Raw genomic sequence first — 23,847 nt, 5'->3', positions numbered from 1 at the left:
ATGACGGACAAGACCAATCTGCTCGAGATGTTCAAGACGGTTGCCGCCCGCGTGGACAAGCGCGAGTTCCCCAACGTCACCGCGGCGTCGGTGATCACGGAGCTCGGCATCGACTCGCTCTCGATGATGCAGATCGTCGGAGAGATGGAGACCGAGCTCGGGATCATGATTCCGGACGAGGATCTGGTCGAGCTCATCACCGTGGGCGACCTCTGCAAGAAGGTCGGGGAGCGGCTGGAGGCGGGCGCATGAGCCGGCTCGAGGAGAAGATCTTCCGGGAGTACATGACGTTCTTCGAGAAGGCGGAGCGCGAGCGCCGCTGGAACATCTTCGAGGACATCCCCTGGGACCGCGTGAACAAGGAGGCGAGCGAGGAGCTCGCGCTCTGCGCGGAGACGTTCTGCTCGGTCGAGATGTACCTGCCCGACTACGTGTCGAACGGGATCAACCTCGTGCGCAGCTACTTCGGCCAGGCGTGGTTCCAGGCGAACTGGGCCTACGAGGAGTCGAAGCACTCGCTCACGCTGATGCAGTACCTCCTCAGGTCCGGCAAGCGCACCGAGGAGCAGCTCACCGATCTGCAGCACCAGATCTTCGCGAAGAAGTGGGACCTCCCGTTCCACACGCCGCGGCAGATGACGTTCTACGGCTGCGTGCAGGAGATGGCGACGTTCGTCATCTACGTGAAGCACCGGGAGCGGGCGGCGGCGGAGGGCGACGAGTGCCTGCGGGCGATCTACGACTACATCGCCCGCGACGAGATCGCCCACTGCCGCTTCTACCAGAGCGTCATCAAGGTGCTGCTCGAGGAGGACCGGCAGGGCACGCTCGCCGACATGGCGCACGTGTTCGCGAACTTCGAGATGCCGGGCGTCGGGATCGTCCCCGACTACGACTCGCGCATCCTGAAGATGCGCGAGGCGGGCGTCGATCGGAACGTGTTCATCCAGAAGGTCTACATGCCGATCCTCAAGTACCTCGGGGTGGGCCGGCACGAGATGCTCGCGGCCCAGCGCGCCGCGCTCGATCTGCGCCGCGGCGGAGAGCGCCGCCGCGACACGTCGATCGAGGCCCTCGCGATCGCCCCCAACCTGAACGACGCCGCCCCGCAGGCGCTGTCCGCCTGAGCGCGTCCGCCCCTCGCTGAACCCCTTCCCCCTTCCCTGCAACGAGCACGAGCAGTCCCATGCGAAGGCGCGTCGTCGTGACCGGGATCGGCGCCGTCTGCCCGCTGGGCAACGACGTCGCGACCACCTGGCAGAACCTCCTCGCCGGCCGATCCGGCGTCGACTACATCCGCGATTTCCCCGTCGACAAGCTCCGCAGCGACATCGCCGCCAGCGTGAAGGGGTTCGACGTCGGGAAGTACCTGTCGCCCAAGGAGGCGGACATCTACGGCCGGGTGACCCACCTGAGCCTCGCGGCCGCGGTGGAGGCGCTGCGCGAGGCGGGCATCGCGCCGCTCCAGCGCGCCCCCGCGGCGGACGACGAGGCGGCGGAGGGCGCGGCGCCGCGCGCGGCGGGCGCGGCGCCGACGGGCTCCGCGGCGCCGGGCGACGGCGGCCTCGACAGGACCCGCGTCGGGTGCCTGATGTCGACCGGGATGGGCTCCGTCGAGATCTTCGAGGAGCAGATCGCGAGGAGCGCGGCGCGCGGCCCGAGGGCCGTGTCGCCTTACTTCATCCCGGGCGTCATGCCGAACGGCGCGGCGGCGCTCATCGCCATGCGCTACGGGCTCATGGGGCCGTCGTACAACCTCGCGAGCGCGTGCGCGACGGGCACGCACTCGATCGCGACCTCGGCCCTGCTGATCGAGGCGGGGGAGGCCGACGTGATGGTCGCGGGGGGCGCCGAGGCCGCGACGCGGCTCAACACCGTCGCGGGGTTCGGCAACGCGAAGGCGCTCGCCAAGGCGGTCGACGGCGACCCGGCGCGCGCGAGCCGCCCGTTCGACCGGCGGCGCCAGGGCTTCGTGATGGGCGAGGGCGCTGGGGCGCTCGTGCTCGAGGAGGAGCAGCACGCGCGGGCGCGCGGCGCGAGGCCGCTCGCCGTCGTGGCCGGCTTCGGGATGACCACGGACGCCGAGCACCTCACGCGGCCGCACTCGGAGGGGCTCGGGCTCGCGCTCTCGCTGGAGCGCGCCCTCGCCAGGGCGGGCGTCGCGCCGCAGGCGATCGGGTACATCAACCCGCACGCGACCTCGACGCCGCAAGGCGACGCCGCCGAGGTGCTCGCCCTGCGGCGCGTCTTCGGCGAGCGCCTCCCGCGCATCCCGATCTCGGCGACAAAGTCGATGATCGGGCACCTGCTCGGCGGCGCCGGCGCCGTGGAGACGATCGCGGTCGTGTGCTCGCTGCGCGATCAGCTGCTGCACCCGTCGATCAACGTGGATGAGCTCGATCCGGGGTGCTCCCTCGACATCGTGCGCGAGCGCCGCTCGGTCGACCTGCGTCACGCGGTGAAGTGCTCGGCGGGCTTCGGCGGGCACAACTGCGCGCTCGTGCTGGAGCGCGCGTAGCCCGACGCGGCCTCGCCCGCCGCCGCCCGCCGCCCGGCTGGCGGTCCCCTTCGCCCGGCGCTAGGTGGGCCTCATGGCATCCCCCACGAACCGGCTCGCGAGCGAGCCCTCGCCGTACCTCCTGCAGCACGCGCACAACCCGGTCGCGTGGTACCCGTGGGGCGCCGAGGCGCTCGAGCTCGCGCGGCGCGAGGACAAGCCGATCCTGCTGTCCATCGGCTACGCCGCCTGTCACTGGTGCCACGTGATGGAGCGCGAGTCGTTCGAGGACGAGGCGATCGCCCGGCGCATGAACGAGCTCTTCGTGAACATCAAGGTCGACCGGGAAGAGCGGCCCGACCTCGATCACATCTACCAGCTCGTCGTGCAGCTCATGGGCCGGAGCGGCGGCTGGCCGCTGACCGTGTTCCTCACCCCCGACCAGCGGCCCTTCTTCGCGGGCACGTACTTCCCGCCGAGGGACAAGCGCGGCATGCCCGGCTTCCCGAAGGTCCTCGACGCCGTCGCCGACGCCTACAGGAACCGGCGCGGCGACGTCGAGCTCCAGGCAATGGAGATCACCGAGGCGATCGAGCGCGTGCAGCGAGCGCCGGCGAGCGCCGCAGCGGCCGCGAGCGCCGCGGAGGCGGCGAGCGCCGTCGATCTCGCCTCGTCCGACCTGCTCCGGCGCGCGTCGCGGCAGCTGCTCGCGCGGTTCGACAACCGCCACGGCGGCATCGGCACACGGCCGAAGTTCCCGAACACGATGTCGCTCGACGTGCTGCTCCGCCGCGGCGTGCTGGAGGGCGATCGCGTCGCGGCGGAGAGCGTCGAGCTCGCGCTGGACCGGATGCGCGACGGCGGCATCTGGGACCACCTGCGCGGCGGCTTCCACCGCTACTCGACGGACGAGCGCTGGCTCGTGCCCCACTTCGAGAAGATGCTCTACGACAACGCGCTCCTCCTGCGCCTGTACGCCGACGGCTTCCGCGCGTTCAAGAAGCCGATCTACGCGGAGACGGCGCGCGAGATCGTGGGCTACCTGTTCGCCGAGATGCGCGACCCGGAGGGCGGGTTCTACGCGTCGCAGGACGCCGACTCCGAGGGGAGCGAGGGCAAGTTCTTCGTGTGGACGCTCGACCAGCTGCGCGCGGCCGTCGGCGACGATCCGCTCGCGTACGACGTGGCCCGCTTGGTCTTCGGCGTCACCGAGGAGGGCAACTTCGAAGACACCGGCGCGACGGTGCTCTCGCAGCACCGCACGCTGGAGCAGGCCGCGGCGATCCTCGACGCGGGCGCCGGCGGGGGCTCCGCGGCGCACCTCGATCGGTGCCGCGAGGCGCTCGCGCGCGCCAGGGCCAAGATGCTCGCCGCGCGCGAGGCGAGGCCCCGGCCGGCGCGCGACGACAAGGTGCTCGCGAGCTGGAACGGGCTGCTCATCGGGGCGCTCGCCGACGCGGGCCGCGCCCTGGATGAGCCCGCCTGGGTCGAGGCCGCCGCGCGCGCCTTCGCGGCGCTCGAGCAGAAGCTCGTGCGCGGCGGCCGCGTCGGCCGCTACCTCAAGGACGGCGCGCCCGCGGGCGCGAAGGCAGCGGGCGGCGACGGCGCGGCCGACGTACGGCCGGGCTTCCTGGACGACCAGGCGTACCTCGGGAACGCGGCCCTCGATCTCTACGAGACCACCTCCGACCCGCGCTACGTCGGCGTCGCGCGCGCGATCGCCGACGCGATGGTCGCGCACCACTGGGACGACGCCGCGCGCGGGTTCTTCTTCACGCCGGACGACGGCGACGCGCTCATCGCGCGCACGCAGGACATCTACGACCAGGCCGCGCCGTCGGCCACCTCGATGGCGGCGCTGCTCTGCCTGCGCCTCGCCGAGATCGCCGACGAGCGCTACCTCCCGCCGGCAGAGCGGCAGCTCGAGGCCCTCGCCCCGGCCGCCATCGAGAACCCCTTCGGGCTCAGCCAGACCGTGTGCGCGCTCGATCGCCTCGCGCGCGGCAGCGTGACGGTCGTCGTGGTCGGCGAGGCGGGCTCGGCCGCGGCGGGCGAGCTCGCGCGCGAGGCGTTCAAGGCTTACCTGCCGAACCGGGCGGTCGTGCTCGTGGATCCGGCGCGCCCGGAGACCGCAGCAGCGGCGCAGGTCGTCGCCGAGGGCAAGCCGGCGCGCCCGGGCGCGGCCGTCGCCTACGTCTGCCGCGGGCGGACGTGCTCGGCGCCGGTGACGACGCCGGCCGAGCTCAAGGCGCTGCTGGGGTGACGCGACACGCGCTGAGCTCGCACGGCCCGCGCGCCGGGACGCTCGAGCAGGAGCATCCGGACACCGGGCCTGGCGCGTGGGTCTGCGCGCAGCCGCGCCCGACGCCCTCGGCGCGGGCCTCGGCCTTCGAGCAGACCTCCACGTCGAGCTTCGCGTCGGCGTCGAAGTCGGTGACGAAGGTGCAGCTGCAGCGATAGGGCGTGCCCTGCTCCGGGCCGCACGCGGACGCGAGGACTGCACACAGCAGAACGCCCGCGCGCGCCGCCCGGATCTCGGACCTAGGGCGTGACCGTGCCGCCACTGTTGCCGCCGCCGGAAGCCTTGTTGCCGCCGGTGTTGCTCTCCCGGATGTGGAACTCGACGCGCCGGTTCTTCTGGCGCCCGGCCTCGGTGTCGTTGGTCTCGATCGGCCGCCGCGGCCCGAAGCCCGCCGCCGTGAGCCGCGCCGGGTCGATGCCGCCGCGCTCGATGAGGTACGTCCTCACCGAGTGCGCGCGGTCGTTCGAGAGCCGCTCGTTGAGCTGATCAGACCCGCGGTTGTCCGTGTGGCCCTCGATCGCGACGAGCGTGATCTCGGGGTTCACCTTGAGCAGCCGGACGACCTCGTCGAGGATGCCGTAGCTGTTCGGCAGGATCCGCGCGCTGCCGGTCGCGAACTGCACCTGCTTCAGGATCTGGATCTCGCTCGAGCCCGTGATGCGGCGGATGAACTGCGGGCAGCCGTTCTTCGCCGGCTCCGGGCTCGGCTCGCCCGGCTCCTTGGGGCAGGCGTCCTTCGCGTCCGGGATCTTGTCCTCGTCGGCGTCGTCCTCCGGGCAGCCGTCGGCGTCGTTGATCTTGTCGAAATCCTCGGGCTCGTCCGGGCACTTGTCGCTGACGTCGGGGATGCCGTCGCCGTCGCGATCGGGCAGCGCCGGGCAGCCGTCGCTGGGGTTCGGCGGCTTGTTGTCCTCGGGATCGGTCGGGCAGAGGTCGATGTCGTCCGGGTAGCCGTCCTTGTCCGTGTCCGCGGCGCGCGGCGGGGGCGCCTGGAAGCGCCTGCCGGGCGACATGGGCTCGACGTCCGAGATGCCGAACGCGTAGCCGATGACCCCGGTCACCCGGAAATCCGGCGCGTAGCCGCCGGTGAGCCGCGTTCCGCCGCCGACCCCGAGCCACGCCTTCTTCCGCTGATCGAGGGCGAGCCGCCCCTCGGCCATCCACTCGAGCGGGGTGTTGTCCCCGTCGAACGTCGTGCCCCGACCGAGCCCGGTCGATCCGAAGAGCTGCGCGCCGAGCCGCAGGGTCCCGTTCCGCAGCGGGACGAAGCCGCCGATGCCCCACCGCCACTCGTGCGACACGTCGAAGTCGTTGACCGAGGCGTACGGCCGGAAGTGCACCCCGGTGTTCAGCACGAAGAACATGCTCTTGAGGTCGATCTCGCCCGAGAGCCCGATCAGCGCGCTCGTGCTCTTGTCGCCGGCGAACGAGAACCTGTGGCCCGTCGGCACCCACGCCGCCGCGTTGACGCCGAGCTTGAAGAAGCGATCGTCGGACCGGTACAGGATCGCCCGCGCGTCGAGCCGCAGGTCCATGATCGCGGCGGCCGACGGGCTCGCCGCGTCCTGCGCGCCGGCGATGGTCGAGTCGTTCGTCTGGTTGCTCGTCTGGAAGGCGATGAACGGCAGCCCCACCTGGACGCTGAAGCGATCGAGGAACTCGACGCCCCCGTTGAGGTACCCGATGAGCTGCGAGGACACCGGCGCGCCGTAGTCCCGGCTGAACCGCTCCGCGGCGTGCTCGTCGTCCAGCATGTTCTCGACCCGGAAGGGATTGAGGCCGAAGCCGAGCCCGAACTGACCGAAGAAGCGCGTGTCCGGCGCCACCTGCGGCCGCCAGAGCGCGATCGAATCCTCGGGAGCGCCGGCCATGTAGAGCCGGTCCAGGTAGAACGTCCTGGTCTGCGCGCTCGCAGGGAGCGCGCTCAGGAACAGGGCTCCCGCCGCAGCAGCGCCCAGCGCGCGTCGCCCGACGCCCCGCGCAGTCACGTGCTGCTTCTCCCCCACATGTCCACCGGTGCGCGTCAAATTCCCTCCTGTGACCCCTTGAGAACGGCCGTCGCGGTCGATCGGAGGCTACACGCTAACCCAGGTACCTAGAAAGGTGAGAGAGAACGGCGAACCGAGGCAACGCCGCGTCGTCTGGTGTTGACCTGGGCCGAACGTCGTGCTTTCTTGCGCGCCCGCTTGACGTGCGGCCAGGTCGCCGCCGTTCGCGGTCCAGAACGCCAAGGGACGACCAGCCATGAAGCGCACTTACCAGCCCCACAATACTCGCCGCGCCCGGACCCACGGCTTCCGTGCGCGTATGGCGACCGCCGGCGGTCGCAAGGTCATCAACAACCGCCGCCGCAAGGGCCGCGCCCGGCTCGCGCCTACCATCTACAAGAAGTAACGCAAGCGTGATGGCGACAGCGCATCCGCGCTCGTCGGCGTCCTCCTCCTCGTCGTTCCCGCGCGGGCGCCGCATCCGCAAGCGGGCCGATTTCGTCCGCATCCAGAACGGCGGTCAGCGCGTCACCACCCGACACCTGCTGATCCTCGTCGCGGCCCCGAACGACGCGGCGGCGCGCGGCGCGGGATCCCGCCGCGCGCCGCTCGCCCCCGAGCCCGTACCGGGGGCGCCTCGGCTGGGCCTCGTCGCCTCGCGCAAGGTCGGCGGCGCCGTGGCCCGCAACCGAGCGAAGCGCCTGCTCAGGGAGGCGTTCCGGAGATTCCCGGAGCTCTTCCCGGAGCGCGTCGACATCGTGATGATCCTGCGCACCGGCGCCGGTGCGCTCGGCCTCGACGACGTGCTCGCGGAGCTGCGTAGCGTGGTCCCGGTGCTCCGGCGCAAGGCACGGGACGCGCTCGCCGGCGGGCCTCCCGCGCCCCCCACCACTGCGCGCGGCGCGCCCCCCGCCGCTGCGCGCGGCGCGGCCCCGGCCACGGACGAGCGCGGCGCAGAGGATCCGACAGGCCGATGACGTAGCTCACCTTGCGCCGTGGTGCGCCGGGCCCCAAGCTCCCCGCTCATCCACGGGTCACCGCATGCTGGCGAAGCTCCTCCTCGCGCTGATCCGCGCCTACCAGATGACGCTCTCCAAGGTCATCGTGGCGTTGGTGGGCCCGGTCTGCCGGTTCGAGCCCTCGTGCTCGCGCTACGCCGCCGCCTGCATCGTGGGTCACGGAGCGCTTCGGGGGAGCTTGCTTTCGCTCAAGCGACTGTGTAGGTGTCACCCGTTTCATCCGGGCGGGTTCGACCCTCCGCCACCACCTCGTCTTCGCCGTGGCGCGGCGGCTCGGGCGCCAACGCCACGGGACGCTGACCCGCGGGATACGGCACGCTGTTCGTCTACTGGCACGGAGCTCGCCTCGGTCGCCTCGCCCCCCCGGCGAGCGGGCTCCAGCGGCCGGGTCACTCTCATGGACTAATCCCGCTCGACCATCGACACGGCCCCGGCGGCACGGCGCCCGACACCCCGCGGGGCGAAGCCCGTCCGGAGCGACCCTGGGCAGCCTCGTGAGGTGTCACGAGACGCCAGCAGCGAAGGGCGCGGGCTCGAGATCCTGGGATCGACGAAGGACTTCATGGAACGCAGCAATATCGCCAAATGGCTGTTCCTCGGCCTCGCCATCATCCTGTTCATCCAGTTCGGCAAGCCGCTCCTCTTCGGTGAGAGCGCGGAACAGCTCCAGCCGCTCGACGTCAACGACAGCACGGCCCCCGCGGAGCGCGCCCCCGCGGAGGCGTGCGTCATCGACGGAGATCGGTTCAAGGCCGAGCTCTCCACGCGGGGCGGGTCGGTCCGGCACATCTGGATGACCGACCCGAAGTACACGACGGGCAACGGCGAGCGCAGGCCGATGGACCTGGTCACGACCTCGCTCGAGTCGCGGATGCCCCTCCGGACGGATCTGCGCCTGCCGGGCGGCAACGCGCAGCAGGTGCCGTTCGACGACCTCGACTGGAAGCTCGCGGCGCAGGACGGCAAGAGCTGCACGTTCACCTACAGCGACGACGCGACGAGGCTCACCAAGGTCGTCGCCGCCACCGGGCGCCCGTACGAGCTGTCGCTGCAGGTGACGGTCGAGAACCTCGCCCAGGAGCCGCGCAAGCACCGGTTCGCCGTCGAGCAGACCGCCTGGCGAACCCAGAAGGAGACCGAGGGCCACCTCGGCCTGATCTCCGAGTGGATCACCGAGACGGTCGCCGCGACCGACCAGACGACCGAGCGCCAGCACCCCGACGCCTTCGAGCCCGGCGACTTCAAGGACAAGGAGTTCACGGCCGAGCGCTGGCGCCGCACGCCGGGCAACGCGCGCTTCGTCGCGGTCTCGAGCAGCTACTTCAGCAAGATCGCGATCCCGCTCGAGGGGCCCGGGAAGCCGGTGGCCGAGACCCAGATCGAAGAGATCTGGGACACGTCGAAGTTCCAGCAGAAGGCCAAGGACCCGAGCCACGGGCACGTCTACCGCGCGCGGCTCGCCTTCCCCGAGCACGAGCTCGCGCCCGGCGGCGCGGTCACCTACAAGGCCCTCTCCTTCACCGGCCCGAAGGAGCGCGACCTGCTCGGCGCCGTGGGCCACGGGACCAGCGAGGTCATCAACCTCGGCTGGTTCTCGCCGATCGCGAAGCTCCTCGTCTCGTACCTCTACGTCCTCTACCGCGCCGTGGGCAGCTGGGGCTGGGCGATCGTCCTGCTCACCATCACCGTCCGGCTCCTGCTCTTCCCGCTGAGCATCCAGCAGATCAAGAGCGCCGCGGCGATGCGCAAGCTCAAGCCGGAGATGGATGAGCTCAACGCGAGGTACAAGGACGACGCCACCCAGCGCGGCCTCGCGATGCAGGAGCTCTGGCGCAAGAACAAGGTCGCCAACCCCGTCATCGGCTGCTTCCCGATGCTGCTCCAGATGCCGGTGTGGTTCGCCCTCTACACCGCGCTCCAGACGGCGGTGGAGCTCTACCACACGCCGTTCGGCCCCGTGATCCCGGACCTGTCGGCCCCGGGGAAGTACTTCATCATCCCGATCGTCCTGGGCGCCTCGAGCTTCATCCAGCAGAAGCTCATGCCCCCGCAGGGCGACCCTGCGCAGCAGAAGATGATGATGTACCTCATGCCCGGCATCTTCACCGCGATGATGCTCTTCCTCCCGGCCGGCCTCGGCGTTTACATGTTGACCAACACTTGGCTCGGCATCGGCCAGCAGGTGCTCGTCGAGCGGTACCTGAAGGCGAAGAACGATCGGGCCGGCGGCATCGAGGTGCGAGAGATCGCGAGCGCGGAGCCCCAATCCGCGATGAAGAAGACTCAGGGCGACGACAAGTCGGCGCCTGCTCTCGGAAAGGGAAAAGCACGTGTCCGTGGATAGTGAAGCTGCCGAAAGGGGAATCGACGCGGCGGACGTCGATGTCGACGCAGAGGCGCAGGGCGCTGGAGACGCGGCCGAGTTCGAGGAGGACGGTCGCGCCGACATCGCGCTCGACTTCGTCATCGATGTGCTCGCGGCGATGGGCATGGACTGCACCGTCGACCTCCTCGAGAACGAGGAGGAGGATCCGCCCGAGGAGATCCGCCTCGAGATCGAGGGGAAGGACGCAGGTCGCGTGATCGGCAAGAAGGGGCAGACGCTCGCGGCGCTGCAGTTCCTCGCCAACCGCGTGATCAACCGGCCGGGCAAGAAGCGGCGCCACGTGATCATCGACGCCGAGGGCTACCGGCAGCGCCGCGAGGACACGCTCTCCTCCATGGCCCGCCGGCTGGGCAAGCAGGCGGTCGAGGAGGGCAAGATCATCACCTTCGAGCCGATGAACCCGCAGGACCGCCGCGTCGTCCACCTGGCCCTGGCGAAGTTCCCCGGCGTCGTCACGAAGAGCGACGGCGAGGGAGAAGCCCGCCGCGTCCAGATCATCCCCGTCCGCCGTTGAGCGGCCGATGAGCCACACGGAGACCGAGCGCTCGCGAGAGCGCGCACGTGCTCCGCGACCGGCGTTGACACAGGATCGCCCGCATGCATAATGCCGCACCTCTCCGGTACCCCCCGGGGAGGCGCGCGGGCCACGCTCGCGCCCCATGCTCCCGGAACCGCAACCGGGCAAGCATCTGTGTCATGGCGTGATGCACCGGGCCGCGCGCGGCCCCCGCTCCGCCGGACACAGTCCACGAACTGCGGCGGCCCTGCCCCCTTGAGCACGGGACCGCGAAGACGGATCCCCGACCCCTTGAAGGATTGACCGACCATGCAGACCTCGAACATCCTCGCGAAGATCGAAGCGCCCCTGTTCCGCGAGGGGATCCCGGATTTCCGCGTCGGCGATACGGTGCGCGTCCACTACCGGATCGTCGAGGGCGAGAAGGAGCGCATCCAGGTGTTCCAGGGCGTGGTGCTGAAGCGCCACCGCGCCGGGGTCCGGAGCACCTTCACCGTCCGCAAGGTGAGCTTCACGGTCGGTGTCGAGCGCATCTTCCTCCTCCACAGCCCCCGCATCGACAAGGTCGAGATCGTCTCGCGCGGCGTGGTCCGCCGCTCGCGGCTCTTCTACCTGCGCAACCTCGCCGGCAAGGCCGCCCGCGTCCGCGACGCGAAGGATTGATCCGCGCCGGCCGGCGTCCCGGCCGCACAGCGCACGTTCCCGCAGAGCAGGAGGCCAGGGGAGCAGTCCGCCCCCTGGCTTGAGGCGCGCTGGCGTTCATGGCGCAGCGCCGCAGACGGCGCGCGCCGAACGGCGATGCGAGCAGGCGCGCGCGAGCCGCATTGCCGGTCTCAGGCAAGGATTCCCGCATACTTCTTCTTGATCCTCGGCCGAGCGCCCACGGTATGCTCGCGCCGCGGCGCCGCGGCGCCGCGAAACCCGAGAAGGATCACCATGCTCTGTCCGCGTTGCGGTGCGCCCGCGACCCCCGCCGATAAATTCTGCGCCGTGTGCGCCTCGCCGCTCGCCCCGTCCGGGCCCGGAGCGTTCGGGGCGCCGCCTCCGCCGCCGCCGCCTCCTCCTCCGCCGTTTCCTGCCCCTGGCTTCGGCTCGCCCCCCGAGCCCCCTCCCAACTTCGGCTCGCCGAGCGGCGGCTTTGGTCCACCGCCGCCGGCGCCCTTCGGAGCACCGCCGGGCTCGCCGCCCGGCTTCCCGCCGCTGCCCGAGAGCGCGTCGGGCTTCGGTCCCCCGCCGCCCTTCGGGTCGCCGCCCGGCGGCTACGGCGCTCCCCAGCCGCCTCCTCCGCTGCCGCTGAAGCCGCCGCCGTTCCCGCCGGAGCCGCCGATCTTCGGCGCCCCGGGCGGCAGCGGCGGCTTCGGCCCGGCCCCGAGCTTCCCGGAGCAGCCGCAGGGCGGCTATCCCGTCCCGCCGGTCCCGCGGCCCGGCTTCGGTCCTCCGCCGCAGCCGCAGGGCGCGCGCTGCGTGCAGGGGCACGCGATCCCGGCAGGCGGCTCGTTCTGCATGGAGGGCGGTCACCCGATCGCCCTCGACGGGATCCAGATGAGCGGCGACGCCTTCAACCAGACGGCGTACGCGCCCAACCAGCCGGGGCCGTCCGCGCCGCCGCCCATGCAGCAGGGGGGCGGCATCGGCGGTTACGGCGAGCCTCCGCCGGCCCAGCAGAACATGCCGCTGCCCGCGCCGCCGCCTCCGTACATGTCCTCCCCGCCGGCCGTGCGCCCGCCGACGCCGGCACCGCCGCGGGGCCAGGAGCGGCGCACCCTCGCGGGCTTCCTCGTGAGCTTCCAGGACGACCCGCTCGGCAGGTTCTGGCCGCTCTGGCAAGGCAAGAACTCGGTCGGCCGCGCCGAGACCGGGCAGAGGGTCGACATCGAGATCGCCCACGGGACGACCTCGACCCACCACGCGACGATCGAGGTCGACGGCGGCCGGATCGTCCTCGCCGACCTCGGCTCCACCAACGGGACGTTCCACAACGAGGAGGCGATCGGCTTCCAGGGCCGACGCGAGCTGCGCGATGGCGACAAGATCCGCTTCGGCGGGTTCAGCGTCATCGTGTTCAGCGTGGCCGCGCGGGCCTGACCGGCCCATCGCACGAGGAGAGGCGTTGCCGAGCCTGGCCCCCTTCCCCCGCGACGTTCGACCGGCACCTGGCGCCCCGGCCAGGCTGCGTGAAAACCAACCGGATAGCCGCCGCCAGCGCGCGGCGGCCGCCCCGCTCGCGCGGGGAGCGCTCCTCAGCTCCCTCGCGCTCGCTGGAGATCCCCACGCATGACTCCCTCTCATGACGCGACTCGCCCGATCCACTCCATGAGCGCCTCCGCCCGCCGCGAACGGCGCCGGGGCAAGGCCCGCCGCTGCGCTCCGCTGCTCGCCCTCGCCGCAGCCGTCCTCGCGCTCCTCGGCGGACAGCCCCGCGCCGAGGCCGCGCCCGAGGCGCACCTGCTCCGCATCGACCCGCGCGCGAGCACCGTGGACGGCTCGCCCGTGCTCACCACCGTGCTCGAGGTCGTGCAGAACAAGCGCCTCAGCGACATCACCCGCAACTGCGCCGCGCTCACGGGCGACGCGAACCTCGACTGCGTCGCCGACGCGATCGAGCAGCCGTCGGCGCTCTACTCGTCGTTCGACTTCCCGGAGAAGAACGCGATCTTCTCCGTCACGGTCGACGGCACGGACCTGCCGGCGAAGTTCGAGTCGAAGGCGCGGTGGGGAGACAGCGCCGGGCAGCCGGGCGTCGGGACGGCGTGGCTCATCCTGATCGACGCCGCGTCGAGCATGGGCACCCGCTTCGACGAGGCGAAGGCGGTCGCGAGCGCGTTCGTCAACGCGATGCAGCCGAACGACATCGTCGACGTGATCTTCTTCAACGATCGCGGCGTCGTCGAGGACTCGAAGTGGGTAGGCAACAAGCAGGCGGCGGCGCAGGCCATCGCCGGCGTGACGCGCACCTACCCGACGCAGGGCCGCACGCGCCCGCTCTTCACGATCATCAAGAACGCCGCGACCGACGCGTTCAAAGAGCTCGGCAACGCCGGCCAGGGTGTCTCGGTGCCGATGCACCAGGCGATGGTCGTCCTCTCGAACGGCTCGGCTGGCGCCGACCCGAGCTCGACCGCGGCGGCGTCGAACCTGCTCCGGGACTACCTCACGAAGGGGCGGTTCCCCGAGAACAACGACGTCCTGCCGAAGACGCCGGTGCCCGTCATCTCGATCTGGTTCCCGAGCCGGCTCGTCGAGGAGTTCACGGCGAACGCCCGCGAGTTCATGGAGGGGATGGCGAACACCGAGATCGGCGGCTTCTTCAGCGTGGTGCGCGACGGCCAGCAGCGGCGCGCGGCCAACCTCGTCAACGCGATCCGCACCCGCTTCAACAAGATGCACATCGTGAAGTGGCGGGTCTCGTGCGTCGCGCCGAGCATCACGCAGACGTTCAAGCTCGCCTTCGTCAACACCGATCCGCCGATCGCGGGCGACGCCACGTTCCAGAACGTCCCCGTCGGCATCGATCCCACCGCGTGGCCGCTCGACATCGACCGCGACGCGACCGATCGCGCCGCGAAGAAGACGCCGCTCTACCCCGGCGGCACGATCAAGATCTTCGGCAACTTCTGCTGGGGCGGCAACGCGCAGCGGGCCGAGATCTACATGATCCCGAAGAACCAGGCCGCGCCGCAGTCGCTGCAGGGCGGGAGCATCGAGGACGCGAGGAAGGCCCAGCGGACGCTGATCGACGGCGGGATGCGCGGCAAGGCGATCTCGGCCGGCGACAGCGTCGTCGAGTTCGAGCTGCCGGACACGGACAAGTTCCTCGTCGGCAAGGGCGACCAGATGACGGCGCGCCTCATCGTCTACGACAACCACGCGCGGCGGACGAGCGCGGTCACGGCCGACAAGATCCTCACGCTGAAGGCGAAGGAGGCGCCGCTGCCGTACCTCTTGATCGCGGGCGTGACCTTCGGCGGCGTCGTCATCGTGCTGCTGCTCGTCTCGATCTTCCGCGGCGGCGGCGGCCGCCGGCGCGGCGGGACGGCGGCCGCGGCGCCCCCGAGGCCCATCGTCGCGGGCGGCGGGTCGCCTCCGCCGTACGCGCCCGCGCCGCCTCCGCCGGGCGACTTCGGCTACGGCGGCGGGCCGATGATGGCGCCTCCGCCGGGCGGCGCCAGCCGCGCGACGCTCTCGGGGCCGGCGGGCATCTTCACCGTGCACCCCGGCGTCGAGGTGCGCGCGGGGCGCGACGGCGCCTCGTGCATGATCGCGCTCTCGGAGCCGCGCGTGTCCGGCACCCACGCGAGCGTGAAGCTCGAGGCCGGTCAGCTGTTCGTGCGGGACGAGGGCTCCAACAACGGGACGTACGTGAACGGCCAGCGCGTCGCCGCGGGCGTGTGGACGCCCGTGCCCCCCGGCGCGTCGTTGCGGTTCGGCCCGGTCGAGTTCAGCGTCCGTTTGGAGTAGCGTGTCCGGGGCCCGGCCTCACGCCCCAAGCGACGCCCCCTCATGATGCCCCCGACCGAGTCCTCCCCGCACCTCAAGATCGAGTTCGCCCAGGCCAGCGATGCGGGCCGGGATCCGAACAAGCAGGTCAACGAGGACGCGTGCGGCTACGCCGAGACCAAGTTCGGTTACCTCTGCGTCCTGTGCGACGGCATGGGCGGGCACTACGGGGGCAGCGAGGCGAGCCGCACCGCCATCAAGACCATCTTCGAGGTGATCGAGCAGACGCCGGCCGCGGTGGATCCGAGGGCGGCGCTCAAGGCCGCGATCGAGGAGGCGGGGCGCCGCGTCTATCAGCTGGGCGGGCCGGCGGAGAACCGCGTCCGCCCGGGCTCGACCGTCGTCGCGATGGTCCTCCACGACAGCGGCGTCGACATCGCGCACGTCGGCGACAGCCGCGCGTACGTGATCCGGAGCCACCAGATCTACCCCCTCACGCGCGACCACTCGATGGTGCAGGGGATGATCGACGCGGGCATGATCACGGAGGCCCAGGCGATCGGCCACCCCGACGCGAACAAGATCACGCGCGCCCTCGGGATGAAGCCGGAGGTGGAGGTCGAGGTTCGACCCGAGCCGATGGAGCTGTATCCGGGCGACGTGCTGATCCAGGCGAGCGACGGCCTCACCGATCTCGTGCTCGGCGCGGACATCCTCGGGTGCACGCGGCAGGCGCTCGCGTCGGGCTCGGTCGATCACGCCTGCAAGATGCTCGTGCAGCTCGCGAACCATCGCGGCGGTCACGACAACATCACCGTCCAGATGGTCCGGGTGCTCGAGACGGGCAGCCGCTCGCTGACGATCGCGCACGGGCCGCCGGGGGCAGACGGCGGCGGCGACGGCGTCGATCTGACGCGCGCGTCGGCTGGAGGCGCCGTGTCGCCCAGCGACGCGACGACCGTGGTCCCGACGGGCAACACCGGTGCGCCCGCCACGGCGCCGAGGACCACCGGCGACGGGCCCGCCTTGGCGCCGAGGACCACCGGCGACGGGCCCGCCTTGGCCCCCACGGCCACCGACAACGTCGCTCCTGCCCTGGTCCCGACGGCGACCGACAACGTGCACGCGCTGGTCCCGACGGCGACCGACAACGTCCCTGCCCTGGTCTCGACGGTGACCGACAACGCCGCTGCCGCGGCGCCAGCAGCCGCGAGCAGCGCGCCCGCCGTGGCGCCGACGCTCACCACCGGGGCCCCGGCGGTGCGGCAGACGGCCGCCGACAACGTCCCCGCCGTGGCGCAAACGCTCACCACCGGCGCTCCGGCGGTGAGCCCGACCGCCACGGACAACGTCCCCGCCGTGGCGCCAGCAGCCGCGAGCAGCGCGCAGGCGCTGCGCCCGACCATCGACAGCACGCCGACGGTGAGCCCGACGGCGATGGACGCCGGCCTGGCGCGGCCTGCGACGGTGCCAGGGAGCCCTGCGCCCGTGCCTCACGCGATCGCGCCGGACGCGCCCGCCGTGCTGTCTCCCCTCCCCCTGAGCGCTCCCGCGGCGGCCGCTCCGCCCCCGATGGCCCATGGCGCGCCACCTCACCCGGGTTCCTTCGGCGCTTCACCTCACCCCGGTGCCGCCTTCGGCCCGCCGCCTCACCCGGGTTCCTTCGGCGCCCCGCCTCACCCGGGCGCCGCCTTCGGCCCGCCTGGCGCCGCCCACGGCCCGCCGCCGCACCCGGGTTCCTTGGGCGCTTCACCTCACCCCGGCGCCGCCTTCGGCCCGCCTGGCGCCCACGGCCCGCCGCCGCACCCGGGTTCCTTCGGCGCCCCGCCCCACCCGGGCGCCGCCTTCGGCCCGCAGCCTCACCCAGGCGCCTCGCCTCACCCGGGCGCCCCGCCCCACCCGGGCGCCGCCTTCGGCCAGCCGCCGCACCCGGGTTCCTTCGGCGCCCCGCCCCACCCGGGCGCCGCCTTCGGCCCGCAGCCTCATCCGATCGACCCGGACGCTCCTCCTCCTTCGGTGGCCTTCGCTGGGCACCATGGCGCGGCGCCGGGAGGTCCCCCTGCCGCCGCCGCGCCGCACCTCGCCCCCGGTTCGCCGCACGCGCCTGGCTACGCCGCGACCGCGCCGCGCGCCGTGCCAGCGCCGAGCTTCTCCGGGCCCGTGTCCTCGTCCACGGCCTCGGGTATCCCGAGCACCGTGCGCGTCTCGCGCGGCGTCTACATCGCCGCCATCGCGTCGATCTCGGTCGTGGTCGTCGCGCTGATCGCCCTCCTGCTCTGGAAGCTCGCCGCGGATTGAGCCGAGCGGCGCGACGACGCCACCGCGCCCCGACGCAACCACGCGACCGACGCAACCGCCGCGGCGTGAACGGACGCGCGGACGAACGCTGCGGCGCGATGGGGCCGCGGAATGCAATTGAAGAAGGACAGGATTCCGGATTAGCCTAGCTCTCCGGAGGTTCCTCCATGCCTGGAGATCAAGAGCTCGAGGTCGGACACGACATGGAGGGCGCACCCGCGGACCTGGAAGACGAGCCCCCGTCGCCCCGTACGCTCTCCCTCGAGGAAGCCCGCGCCGGCTTCATGCTCCTCGACCTCTGATGCGCTGAGCCGCACGGCTCCCGGCCGCCGCCACGCGCCGCGCTGAAGCCCTGTTCGTCCAGCGACGAAGACCTCCCGCCGCTCCACACGCCCCACACCGCGCGACGAAAGCCACGCGCTCCCCACTCACGCACCCGGCCGCGAGCAGCGTCGCGGCGAGCGACGGCCGCAGCACGCGCCTCTTTCCTTGCTCTCCCCAACCGCCTGTGGTGAAACGCGGCCCGCATGATCCCGGGGCTAGGTAAACAAAGCATCACGATCGGCAGCGCCCCCACCTGCGATGTGGTGCTCGTCGCTCCCGGCGTCCTGCCCGAGCACGCGCGCATCGTCCACCAGGGCGGCGGCAAACTGCTCTTCCTCTGCGGCCAAGGGCCCGCGTCGGCCAACGGGCGGCCCCTCGCGCCCGGCGAGCAGGTCCCGTTCGACTTCCGCACCCAGTTCGTCGTCGCGCAGGCGCCGGTCCCGCTCAATCACCCGGCGATCACGCTGATGATGGCGTCGCCCGGCCAGCTCGCGCCCGCGCCCGGCCAGGTCGTGATCGGGCGAGACCCCACGCGCGCCTCCCTGGTGCTCCAGCACCCGAGCGTCTCGAGCCAGCACGCCACCGTCACGCTCGATCGCATGATGGTCATCGACCACAACTCGACGAGCGGCACCTACGTGGGCGCGCAGCGCATCGCCCCCGGCGCGCCGACGCCCATCGATCCGCAGGGCGCCGTCGCCTTCGGGCCCGTCCCGGTCCAGGTCAGCCTGCTCGTGCAGCTCGCCCAGGCGGCCCGGCAGTCGTCGCTGCCCGCCGCGCCCGGCGCGAGCGCCCTGCCGCCGCAGCCCGCCGCCGTCAGCTACACGCCGCCGCAGGCCGGCTACGCGCCGCCGCCGCAGCCCGCCGCCTCCGGCTACGCGCCGCCGCCCGCGCACGCGGCGTCGTCCGGGCCCGCCGCGGGCGCGCCCGGCAGGAAGAACAAGACGGTCCTCGGCCAGCTCGACTTCTCCGGCGGCGGGCCGAACGTCAAGAAGATCGGCCGCACCCCCGACAACGACATCGTGCTCGCCCACCCCCAGGTGTCGAGCCACCACGCCCTCCTCCACTCGATCAACGGGCAGCTCTACGTCGAGGATCGCGGCAGCGCCAACGGCACCTACGTCCGCGGCAACCGCATCGCGCCCGGCCAGAAGATCGCCGTCCAGAGCGGCGAGAAGATCTACATCGGGCCGATGCCCCTCCAGATCGAGATGGGGGGCGCGGGCGCGGTCGAGGTCGTCCAGGAAGAGTACGCCGCCGACCGGTGGGCAGGGCGCCCGCTCTACGAGATCGAGGCGTGGAGCCTCGTCCTCCAGGTCCCCGACCGGGACAACCCCCAGGAGCAGAAGACGCTCCTCGACAACGTGTCGTTCAAGGCGTTGCCGGGCGACATGATCGCGCTCATGGGGCCGTCGGGCGCCGGCAAGACGACGCTCCTGCTCACCCTGAACGGCTACCTGCCGCCGACGAGCGGCGTCGTCCGCATCAACGGCGAGGACCTCTACAACATCTACGACACGCTCCGCGGCTCCATCGGCTACGTGCCGCAGGACGACCTCGTCCACCCGGAGCTCACCGTCTTCGAGGCCGTCCGCTACAGCGCGAAGTTCCGACTCCCGCCCGACTACACCGAGGCCGAGATCGACGCGCGCGTCGAGCAGACCATCAAGGACCTCGGCCTGGAGGGCGTCAAGAACCTCCAGATCGGCAAGCCCGAGAACAAGATCCTCTCGGGCGGGCAGCGCAAGCGCGTCAACATCGCGCTCGAGCTCGTCACCGACCCCGTCATCCTCTTCCTCGACGAGCCGACCTCGGGCCTCGCCGCCGACGACACGACCGCGCTGATCAGCCTGCTGCACGACCTCACCAAGGCCACCGGCAAGACGATCATCATGACGATCCACCAGCCGGCGAAGGACGAGTTCGAGAAGTTCAGCCACGCGCTCATCCTCGGCTACGGCGGCATCCCGATGTTCTTCGGGCCGACCCGGCCCGACGCGTACCGCTTCTTCGGCAGCTGGAAGGAGCGGCACGGCCAGCCCAACGACGTCGACAACCCGCGCGACATGTTCGAGATGCTCGCCCTCCGCGAGCGCCCCATCTTCGATCAGCTCCGCGCGCGGGACCCGAACGCGTCGCGCGGCGAGGCGAGGCGGCTCGCGGCCCTCGAGTGGCGCAAGGAGTTCTTCAGCGACGGGAACCCGACGTACCGGCGGATGTACTCCGGCCGGCGGGAGATCGGCACCGGGCAGGGGCAGCGCGGCATCCCGGCCGGCCGCGCCACGACCAAGGGGCAGCTCGGCCTGCTCCTGTCGCGCTACTTCAAGGTGAAGAAGCGCGACATCGGCGGCACCCTGATCATGCTCCTCCAGGCCCCGATCATCGGCATCCTGCTCGCGATCGTGTTCGGCGGGCAGGAGAAGGCGATCCCGGCGTGGTGCCTCGGCGCCCTCCAGGAGCTCGGCCGACGCGCCGGCGGCGCGGATCAGAGCACCGACATCCTCAAGGGGATGGAGGTCACCACCGATCACACCGCGGCGATCTTCTTCCTCGTCGTCGCCGCGGTCTGGTTCGGGACCTCGAACGCGGCGCGCGAGATCGTCAGCGAGCGGGCCATCTACCTCCGCGAGCGCATGGTCAACCTGGGGCTCGTCAACTACGTGCTCTCCAAGTACCTGCTGCTCGCCGGGTTCTGCCTCGTCCAGTGCACGATCCTGCTCGCGATCGTGTTCTTCGCCCTCGGCTTCCACGGCGGCGCGCAGGCGTTCGCCATGCAGCTCGCCGCGCTGACCGCCACCTCGCTCAGCGCCGTCGCGCTGGGGCTCCTCCTCTCGACGGTGGTCGCCTCGTCCGAGGCGGCCATGGCGCTCACGCCGATCGCGCTCATCCCGCAGGTCGTCCTCGGCGGGCTCATGGTCCCGATGACGACCGTGCCGCACCTCCGGCCGCTCATGTACATCATCCCGGCGCGCTGGGGCTTCGAGGGCGCGATCGCGCCGGAGCGGCTCGCCGTCGCGGAGGACCCGGCCTGGGTCATCGATCTGCACCGCACGGACTCGAGCCCCGCGGACTTCATCGAGGGCGGCAAGTTCAAGTGCTCCATCGCGCAGATGGCCGCCGACAACTACGCGGGCGCGTGGGGCTTCACCACGTACGATCAGACCTGGATCCCCTTCGCGGTCCTCGCCGGGATGACCGTCATCATCCTCGTCACGCTCTGCGCGGTGCTCAAGCGGCGCGACCCGGTGTGATCTCGTGACGAAGCAGGAGCCGGCCCCCGCCCGCACCGATGTCGATGGCCCGCTCCCGGGCGCGCGCCCGCGAGGGCCGCGCGCCGCGGCGCTGCTCTCGCTCGCGCTCGCCGCGCTCTCGCCGGCCGCGGCGCGCGCGCAGCAGCAGGAGCAGCAGCAAGGCCAGCAGGGCCAAGGCGAGCCGCAGGCGCCCGAGGGCCCGACGAGCGTGCCCCGCGGCGAAGGCGGCGCGATCGTCACGCCGGCCGCCCCCACGGCCGCGCCGGCGGGGCGGGCGACGCCGCCGCGGGCGCTCAACTACACGCCCCCGGCGTACCCGCCCGAGGCCGAGAAGCAGGGGCTCGAAGGGTCGGTGACCCTGCAGCTCGACATCGATCGCAACGGGCGCGTGAAGCAGGCGGTCGTCGTCGAGAGCGCGGGGCACGGGTTCGACGAGGCGGCGGTCGCCGCGGCCCAGAAGCTCGAGTTCGAGCCCGCCCGCCGCGCCGACGGCACGCCCGCCGCGGCCCGCATCCTGTACCGCTACTCGTTCACCCTGAAGACGGCCGCGCCGCCGCCGGCCGCCGGCGAGCAGGAGAGGCCCGCCGAGAACCTCCGCGGCACCGTGCTCGCCAGCGGCGGCGACGTCCCGCTCGCCGGCGCCACCGTGTCGGTCGCGCGCGTCGCCGGCGCGGGCGCCGCGCCGCCGGAGCGCACGACCGACGAGGGCGGCGGCTTCGTCTTCGTCGATCTGCCGCCCGGGCGCTACCAGGTCACCGTCGCCGCGCCCGGCTTCGAGCCGCTCTCGGTCGAGGAGGAGATCGCCGCGGGCGAGCAGCTCGAGGTGAAGTACCGCCTCCTGCCCCGCGGCGAGGGCCTCGAGGTCACCGTCCGCGGCGACAGGCCGCCGCGCGAGGTCACGAAGCGCACGCTGGAGCAGCGCGAGATCAACCGCATCCCCGGCACGAACGGCGACGCGCTGCGCTCGCTCCAGAACCTGCCGGGCGTGGCGCGCCCGCCCACCCTCGCCGGCCTGCTGATCGTGCGCGGCTCGGGCCCGCAGGACACGCAGACCTTCGTCGACGGCACGCAGGTGCCGCTCATCTACCACTTCGGCGGCCTCTCCTCGGTCGTGCCGACCGAGATGCTGGAGAAGATCGACTTCTACCCCGGCAACTTCAGCGCGAAGTACGGCCGCGTGCAGGGCGGCATCGTCGACGTCGCCCTGCGCTCGCCGAAGGAGGACGGCGAGCTCCACGGCCTCGCGCAGATGGACCTCATCGACGCGCGCGTCCTGCTCGAGGGGCCCGTGCCGTTCCTCAAGAACACGCGCTTCATGGTGGCGGGCCGGCGGAGCTACATCGGCGAGTCGTTCGGCCCGGTGCTCGAGGCCGCGGGCGCGGGGGTGACGCAGGCGCCCGTCTACTACGACTACCAGGCCCTCCTCGAGACCGAGCCGACGCCCTCGTCGCGCCTCCGCCTCACCTTCTTCGGCTCGGACGACGCCCTCGAGCTGCTCCTCAGCGACCCGGCGCCCAACGAGCCGGCCCTCTCGGGCAACGTCGGGCTGCACACCGCGTTTCAGCGCCTGCAGCTCCGCTACGATCACGAGCTCACCGATCGCGATCGGCTCGACGCCGTGCTCGCGATCGCGCGCGACGACGCCGATTTCGGGGTCGGGCCGATCTACTTCCAGCTCGATCTCAAGACGCTCTCCGGCCGCCTCGAGTACGCGCGGCGGCTGTCCAAGGGCGCGGTCCTCAACGCGGGGGTCGACGTCTTCGCCGGCCTCTACGCGGTGAACCTCCGCGCCCCCGCGCCGAACCGCCCCGGCGAGCCGCCGAACCAGCCGTTCTCGACGCGCTCCCTCCAGGAGGTCTCGCGCGACGGCAGCTTCTTCTACCCCGCGGGCTACGTCGAGCTCGAGTTCGCCCCGAGCCCCCAGGCGAAGATCGTCCCGGGCGTGCGCCTCGACTACCAGGACCTCAACGAGCAGCTCACCGTGAGCCCGCGCGTGAACGGGCGCGTCGACGTGGTCCAGGGGTTCCCGCGGACGACGGTGAAGGGCGGCGTCGGCGTGTTCCACCAGCCGCCGCAGTTCCAGGAGGTGATCCCGCCGCTCGGCAACCCGGGCCTGAAGTCGACCCGGGCGCTGCACTACGCGGCCGGCGTCGAGCAGGAGATCACCCGGCACATCGAGGCGTCGGCCGAGGGGTTCTACAAGCAGCTCGACGCGCTCGTCGTCGGCGTGAACCGCCCCGGCTCGATCCAGCTCGACTACCAGAACGCCGGGTCCGGCAGGGTGATCGGGGGCGAGTTCCTGCTCAAGTACAAGCCCGACGATCGCTTCTTCGGCTGGGCCGCGTACACGCTGTCGCGCAGCACGCGGGTGCCCGGGCTCGGCGAGCCGGAGCGGCTCGTCTCGTTCGATCAGACGCACATCCTGACGGTGCTGGGCAGCTACCGCCTCGGCGACGGCTGGGAGTTCGGCGCGCGGTTCCGCCTGGTGTCCGGCAACCTGGTCACGCCCAACGTGTGCAACGTCAACGAGCTGAGCTGCGACGCGTACCGCACCAACGCGCTCTTCTACGCGCCCACCGGGACCTATACGCCGATCCCGTTCTCCGGCCCGAGCAGCGAGCGGCTCCCGCCGTTCCACCAGCTGGACCTGCGCCTCGACAAGTCGTGGAAGTTCAAGCGCTGGCAGCTCTCGGCCTACCTCGACGTGCAGAACGTCTACAACAACGGGAACAGCGAGGCGATTCAGTACAACTACAACTACACCGCCCGCCAGTACGTCACGGGGTTGCCCATCCTGCCGAGCTTCGGGCTGCGAGGAGAGTTCTGAG

General features: G+C 71.9%; 18 protein-coding genes. 17 read left to right on the top strand and 1 reads right to left on the bottom strand.

What is annotated here, in order from left to right:
• The 5 genes from WME98_RS39470 to WME98_RS39450 all read left to right on the top strand — a co-directional run bounded on the left by WME98_RS39470 (window position 1) and on the right by WME98_RS39450 (window position 4,957).
• Window positions 1-252, top strand: a complete 252-nt coding sequence (locus WME98_RS39470; protein WP_020734986.1) for an acyl carrier protein — start codon at window positions 1-3, stop codon at window positions 250-252.
• On the top strand, window positions 249-1,127 hold the full coding sequence (locus WME98_RS39465; RefSeq protein WP_061625091.1) for an acyl-ACP desaturase: 879 nt from the start codon (window positions 249-251) through the stop codon (window positions 1,125-1,127). The genes WME98_RS39470 and WME98_RS39465 overlap by 4 nt, the downstream gene beginning before the upstream one ends.
• A gap of 59 nt (window positions 1,128-1,186) precedes the next feature.
• Window positions 1,187-2,518: a beta-ketoacyl-[acyl-carrier-protein] synthase family protein gene (locus tag WME98_RS39460; protein ID WP_437946860.1), complete on the top strand. Its 1,332-nt coding sequence runs from the start codon at window positions 1,187-1,189 to the stop codon at window positions 2,516-2,518.
• A gap of 73 nt (window positions 2,519-2,591) precedes the next feature.
• Window positions 2,592-4,760 carry a thioredoxin domain-containing protein gene (locus WME98_RS39455; protein WP_437946859.1) on the top strand — a complete coding sequence of 723 codons (2,169 nt, stop codon included), beginning with the start codon at window positions 2,592-2,594 and terminating at the stop codon, window positions 4,758-4,760.
• On the top strand, window positions 4,757-4,957 hold the full coding sequence (locus WME98_RS39450; protein WP_020734982.1) for a hypothetical protein: 201 nt from the start codon (window positions 4,757-4,759) through the stop codon (window positions 4,955-4,957). The genes WME98_RS39455 and WME98_RS39450 overlap by 4 nt, the downstream gene beginning before the upstream one ends.
• A gap of 81 nt (window positions 4,958-5,038) precedes the next feature.
• On the opposite strand, the gene WME98_RS39445 is transcribed toward WME98_RS39450, so the two are convergent.
• A complete protein-coding gene (locus WME98_RS39445) occupies window positions 5,039-6,787 on the bottom strand; it encodes an OmpA family protein (protein WP_437946858.1) in 1,749 nt (582 codons plus the stop codon).
• A gap of 256 nt (window positions 6,788-7,043) precedes the next feature.
• On the opposite strand from WME98_RS39445, the gene rpmH reads away from it, so the two are divergent.
• The 12 genes from rpmH (at window position 7,044) to WME98_RS39385 (ending at window position 23,846) form a co-directional block, all read left to right on the top strand.
• Window positions 7,044-7,193, top strand: coding sequence for a 50S ribosomal protein L34 (rpmH, locus tag WME98_RS39440; protein WP_012235155.1), 150 nt, complete (start codon window positions 7,044-7,046; stop codon window positions 7,191-7,193).
• A 10-nt stretch (window positions 7,194-7,203) separates the two neighbouring features.
• The gene (gene rnpA, locus WME98_RS39435; protein WP_437946857.1) at window positions 7,204-7,764 is read left to right on the top strand and encodes a ribonuclease P protein component; all 561 of its coding nucleotides are present in this window, start codon (window positions 7,204-7,206) and stop codon (window positions 7,762-7,764) included.
• Window positions 7,765-7,828: 64 nt separating this feature from the next.
• Window positions 7,829-8,212, top strand: a complete 384-nt coding sequence (yidD, locus tag WME98_RS39430; protein ID WP_437946856.1) for a membrane protein insertion efficiency factor YidD — start codon at window positions 7,829-7,831, stop codon at window positions 8,210-8,212.
• 156 nt (window positions 8,213-8,368) lie between these two features.
• Window positions 8,369-10,150 (top strand): membrane protein insertase YidC, encoded by a 1,782-nt coding sequence (yidC, locus tag WME98_RS39425; protein ID WP_437946855.1) that lies wholly within the window; start codon window positions 8,369-8,371, stop codon window positions 10,148-10,150.
• Window positions 10,143-10,706, top strand: a complete 564-nt coding sequence (locus WME98_RS39420) for a protein jag (RefSeq protein ID WP_236644599.1) — start codon at window positions 10,143-10,145, stop codon at window positions 10,704-10,706. The genes yidC and WME98_RS39420 overlap by 8 nt, the downstream gene beginning before the upstream one ends.
• Window positions 10,707-11,018: 312 nt before the next feature.
• Window positions 11,019-11,372 (top strand): 50S ribosomal protein L19, encoded by a 354-nt coding sequence (rplS, locus tag WME98_RS39415; RefSeq protein WP_020734977.1) that lies wholly within the window; start codon window positions 11,019-11,021, stop codon window positions 11,370-11,372.
• Between the two features lie 273 nt (window positions 11,373-11,645).
• Entirely contained in the window at window positions 11,646-12,794 is a 1,149-nt protein-coding gene (locus WME98_RS39410) for an FHA domain-containing protein (RefSeq protein ID WP_437946854.1), read from the top strand.
• A gap of 228 nt (window positions 12,795-13,022) precedes the next feature.
• Window positions 13,023-15,167, top strand: a complete 2,145-nt coding sequence (locus WME98_RS39405) for an FHA domain-containing protein (protein WP_437946853.1) — start codon at window positions 13,023-13,025, stop codon at window positions 15,165-15,167.
• A 42-nt stretch (window positions 15,168-15,209) separates the two neighbouring features.
• A complete protein-coding gene (locus tag WME98_RS39400; protein ID WP_437946852.1) occupies window positions 15,210-17,444 on the top strand; it encodes a protein phosphatase 2C domain-containing protein in 2,235 nt (744 codons plus the stop codon).
• A gap of 167 nt (window positions 17,445-17,611) precedes the next feature.
• Window positions 17,612-17,746, top strand: a complete 135-nt coding sequence (locus tag WME98_RS39395; RefSeq protein WP_437946851.1) for a hypothetical protein — start codon at window positions 17,612-17,614, stop codon at window positions 17,744-17,746.
• A 225-nt stretch (window positions 17,747-17,971) separates the two neighbouring features.
• Window positions 17,972-21,019, top strand: coding sequence for an FHA domain-containing protein (locus WME98_RS39390; RefSeq protein WP_437946850.1), 3,048 nt, complete (start codon window positions 17,972-17,974; stop codon window positions 21,017-21,019).
• A gap of 4 nt (window positions 21,020-21,023) precedes the next feature.
• Window positions 21,024-23,846 carry a TonB-dependent receptor domain-containing protein gene (locus tag WME98_RS39385; RefSeq protein WP_437946849.1) on the top strand — a complete coding sequence of 941 codons (2,823 nt, stop codon included), beginning with the start codon at window positions 21,024-21,026 and terminating at the stop codon, window positions 23,844-23,846.
• Window position 23,847: the final 1 nt, after the last annotated feature.

The organism is Sorangium sp. So ce296 (assembly GCF_051529605.1).
Taxonomy (GTDB): domain Bacteria; phylum Myxococcota_A; class Polyangia; order Polyangiales; family Polyangiaceae; genus Sorangium; species Sorangium cellulosum_D.
The sequence above is the reverse complement of the archived record's forward strand: the minus strand, read 5'-3'. Positions and strand labels throughout refer to the sequence as shown.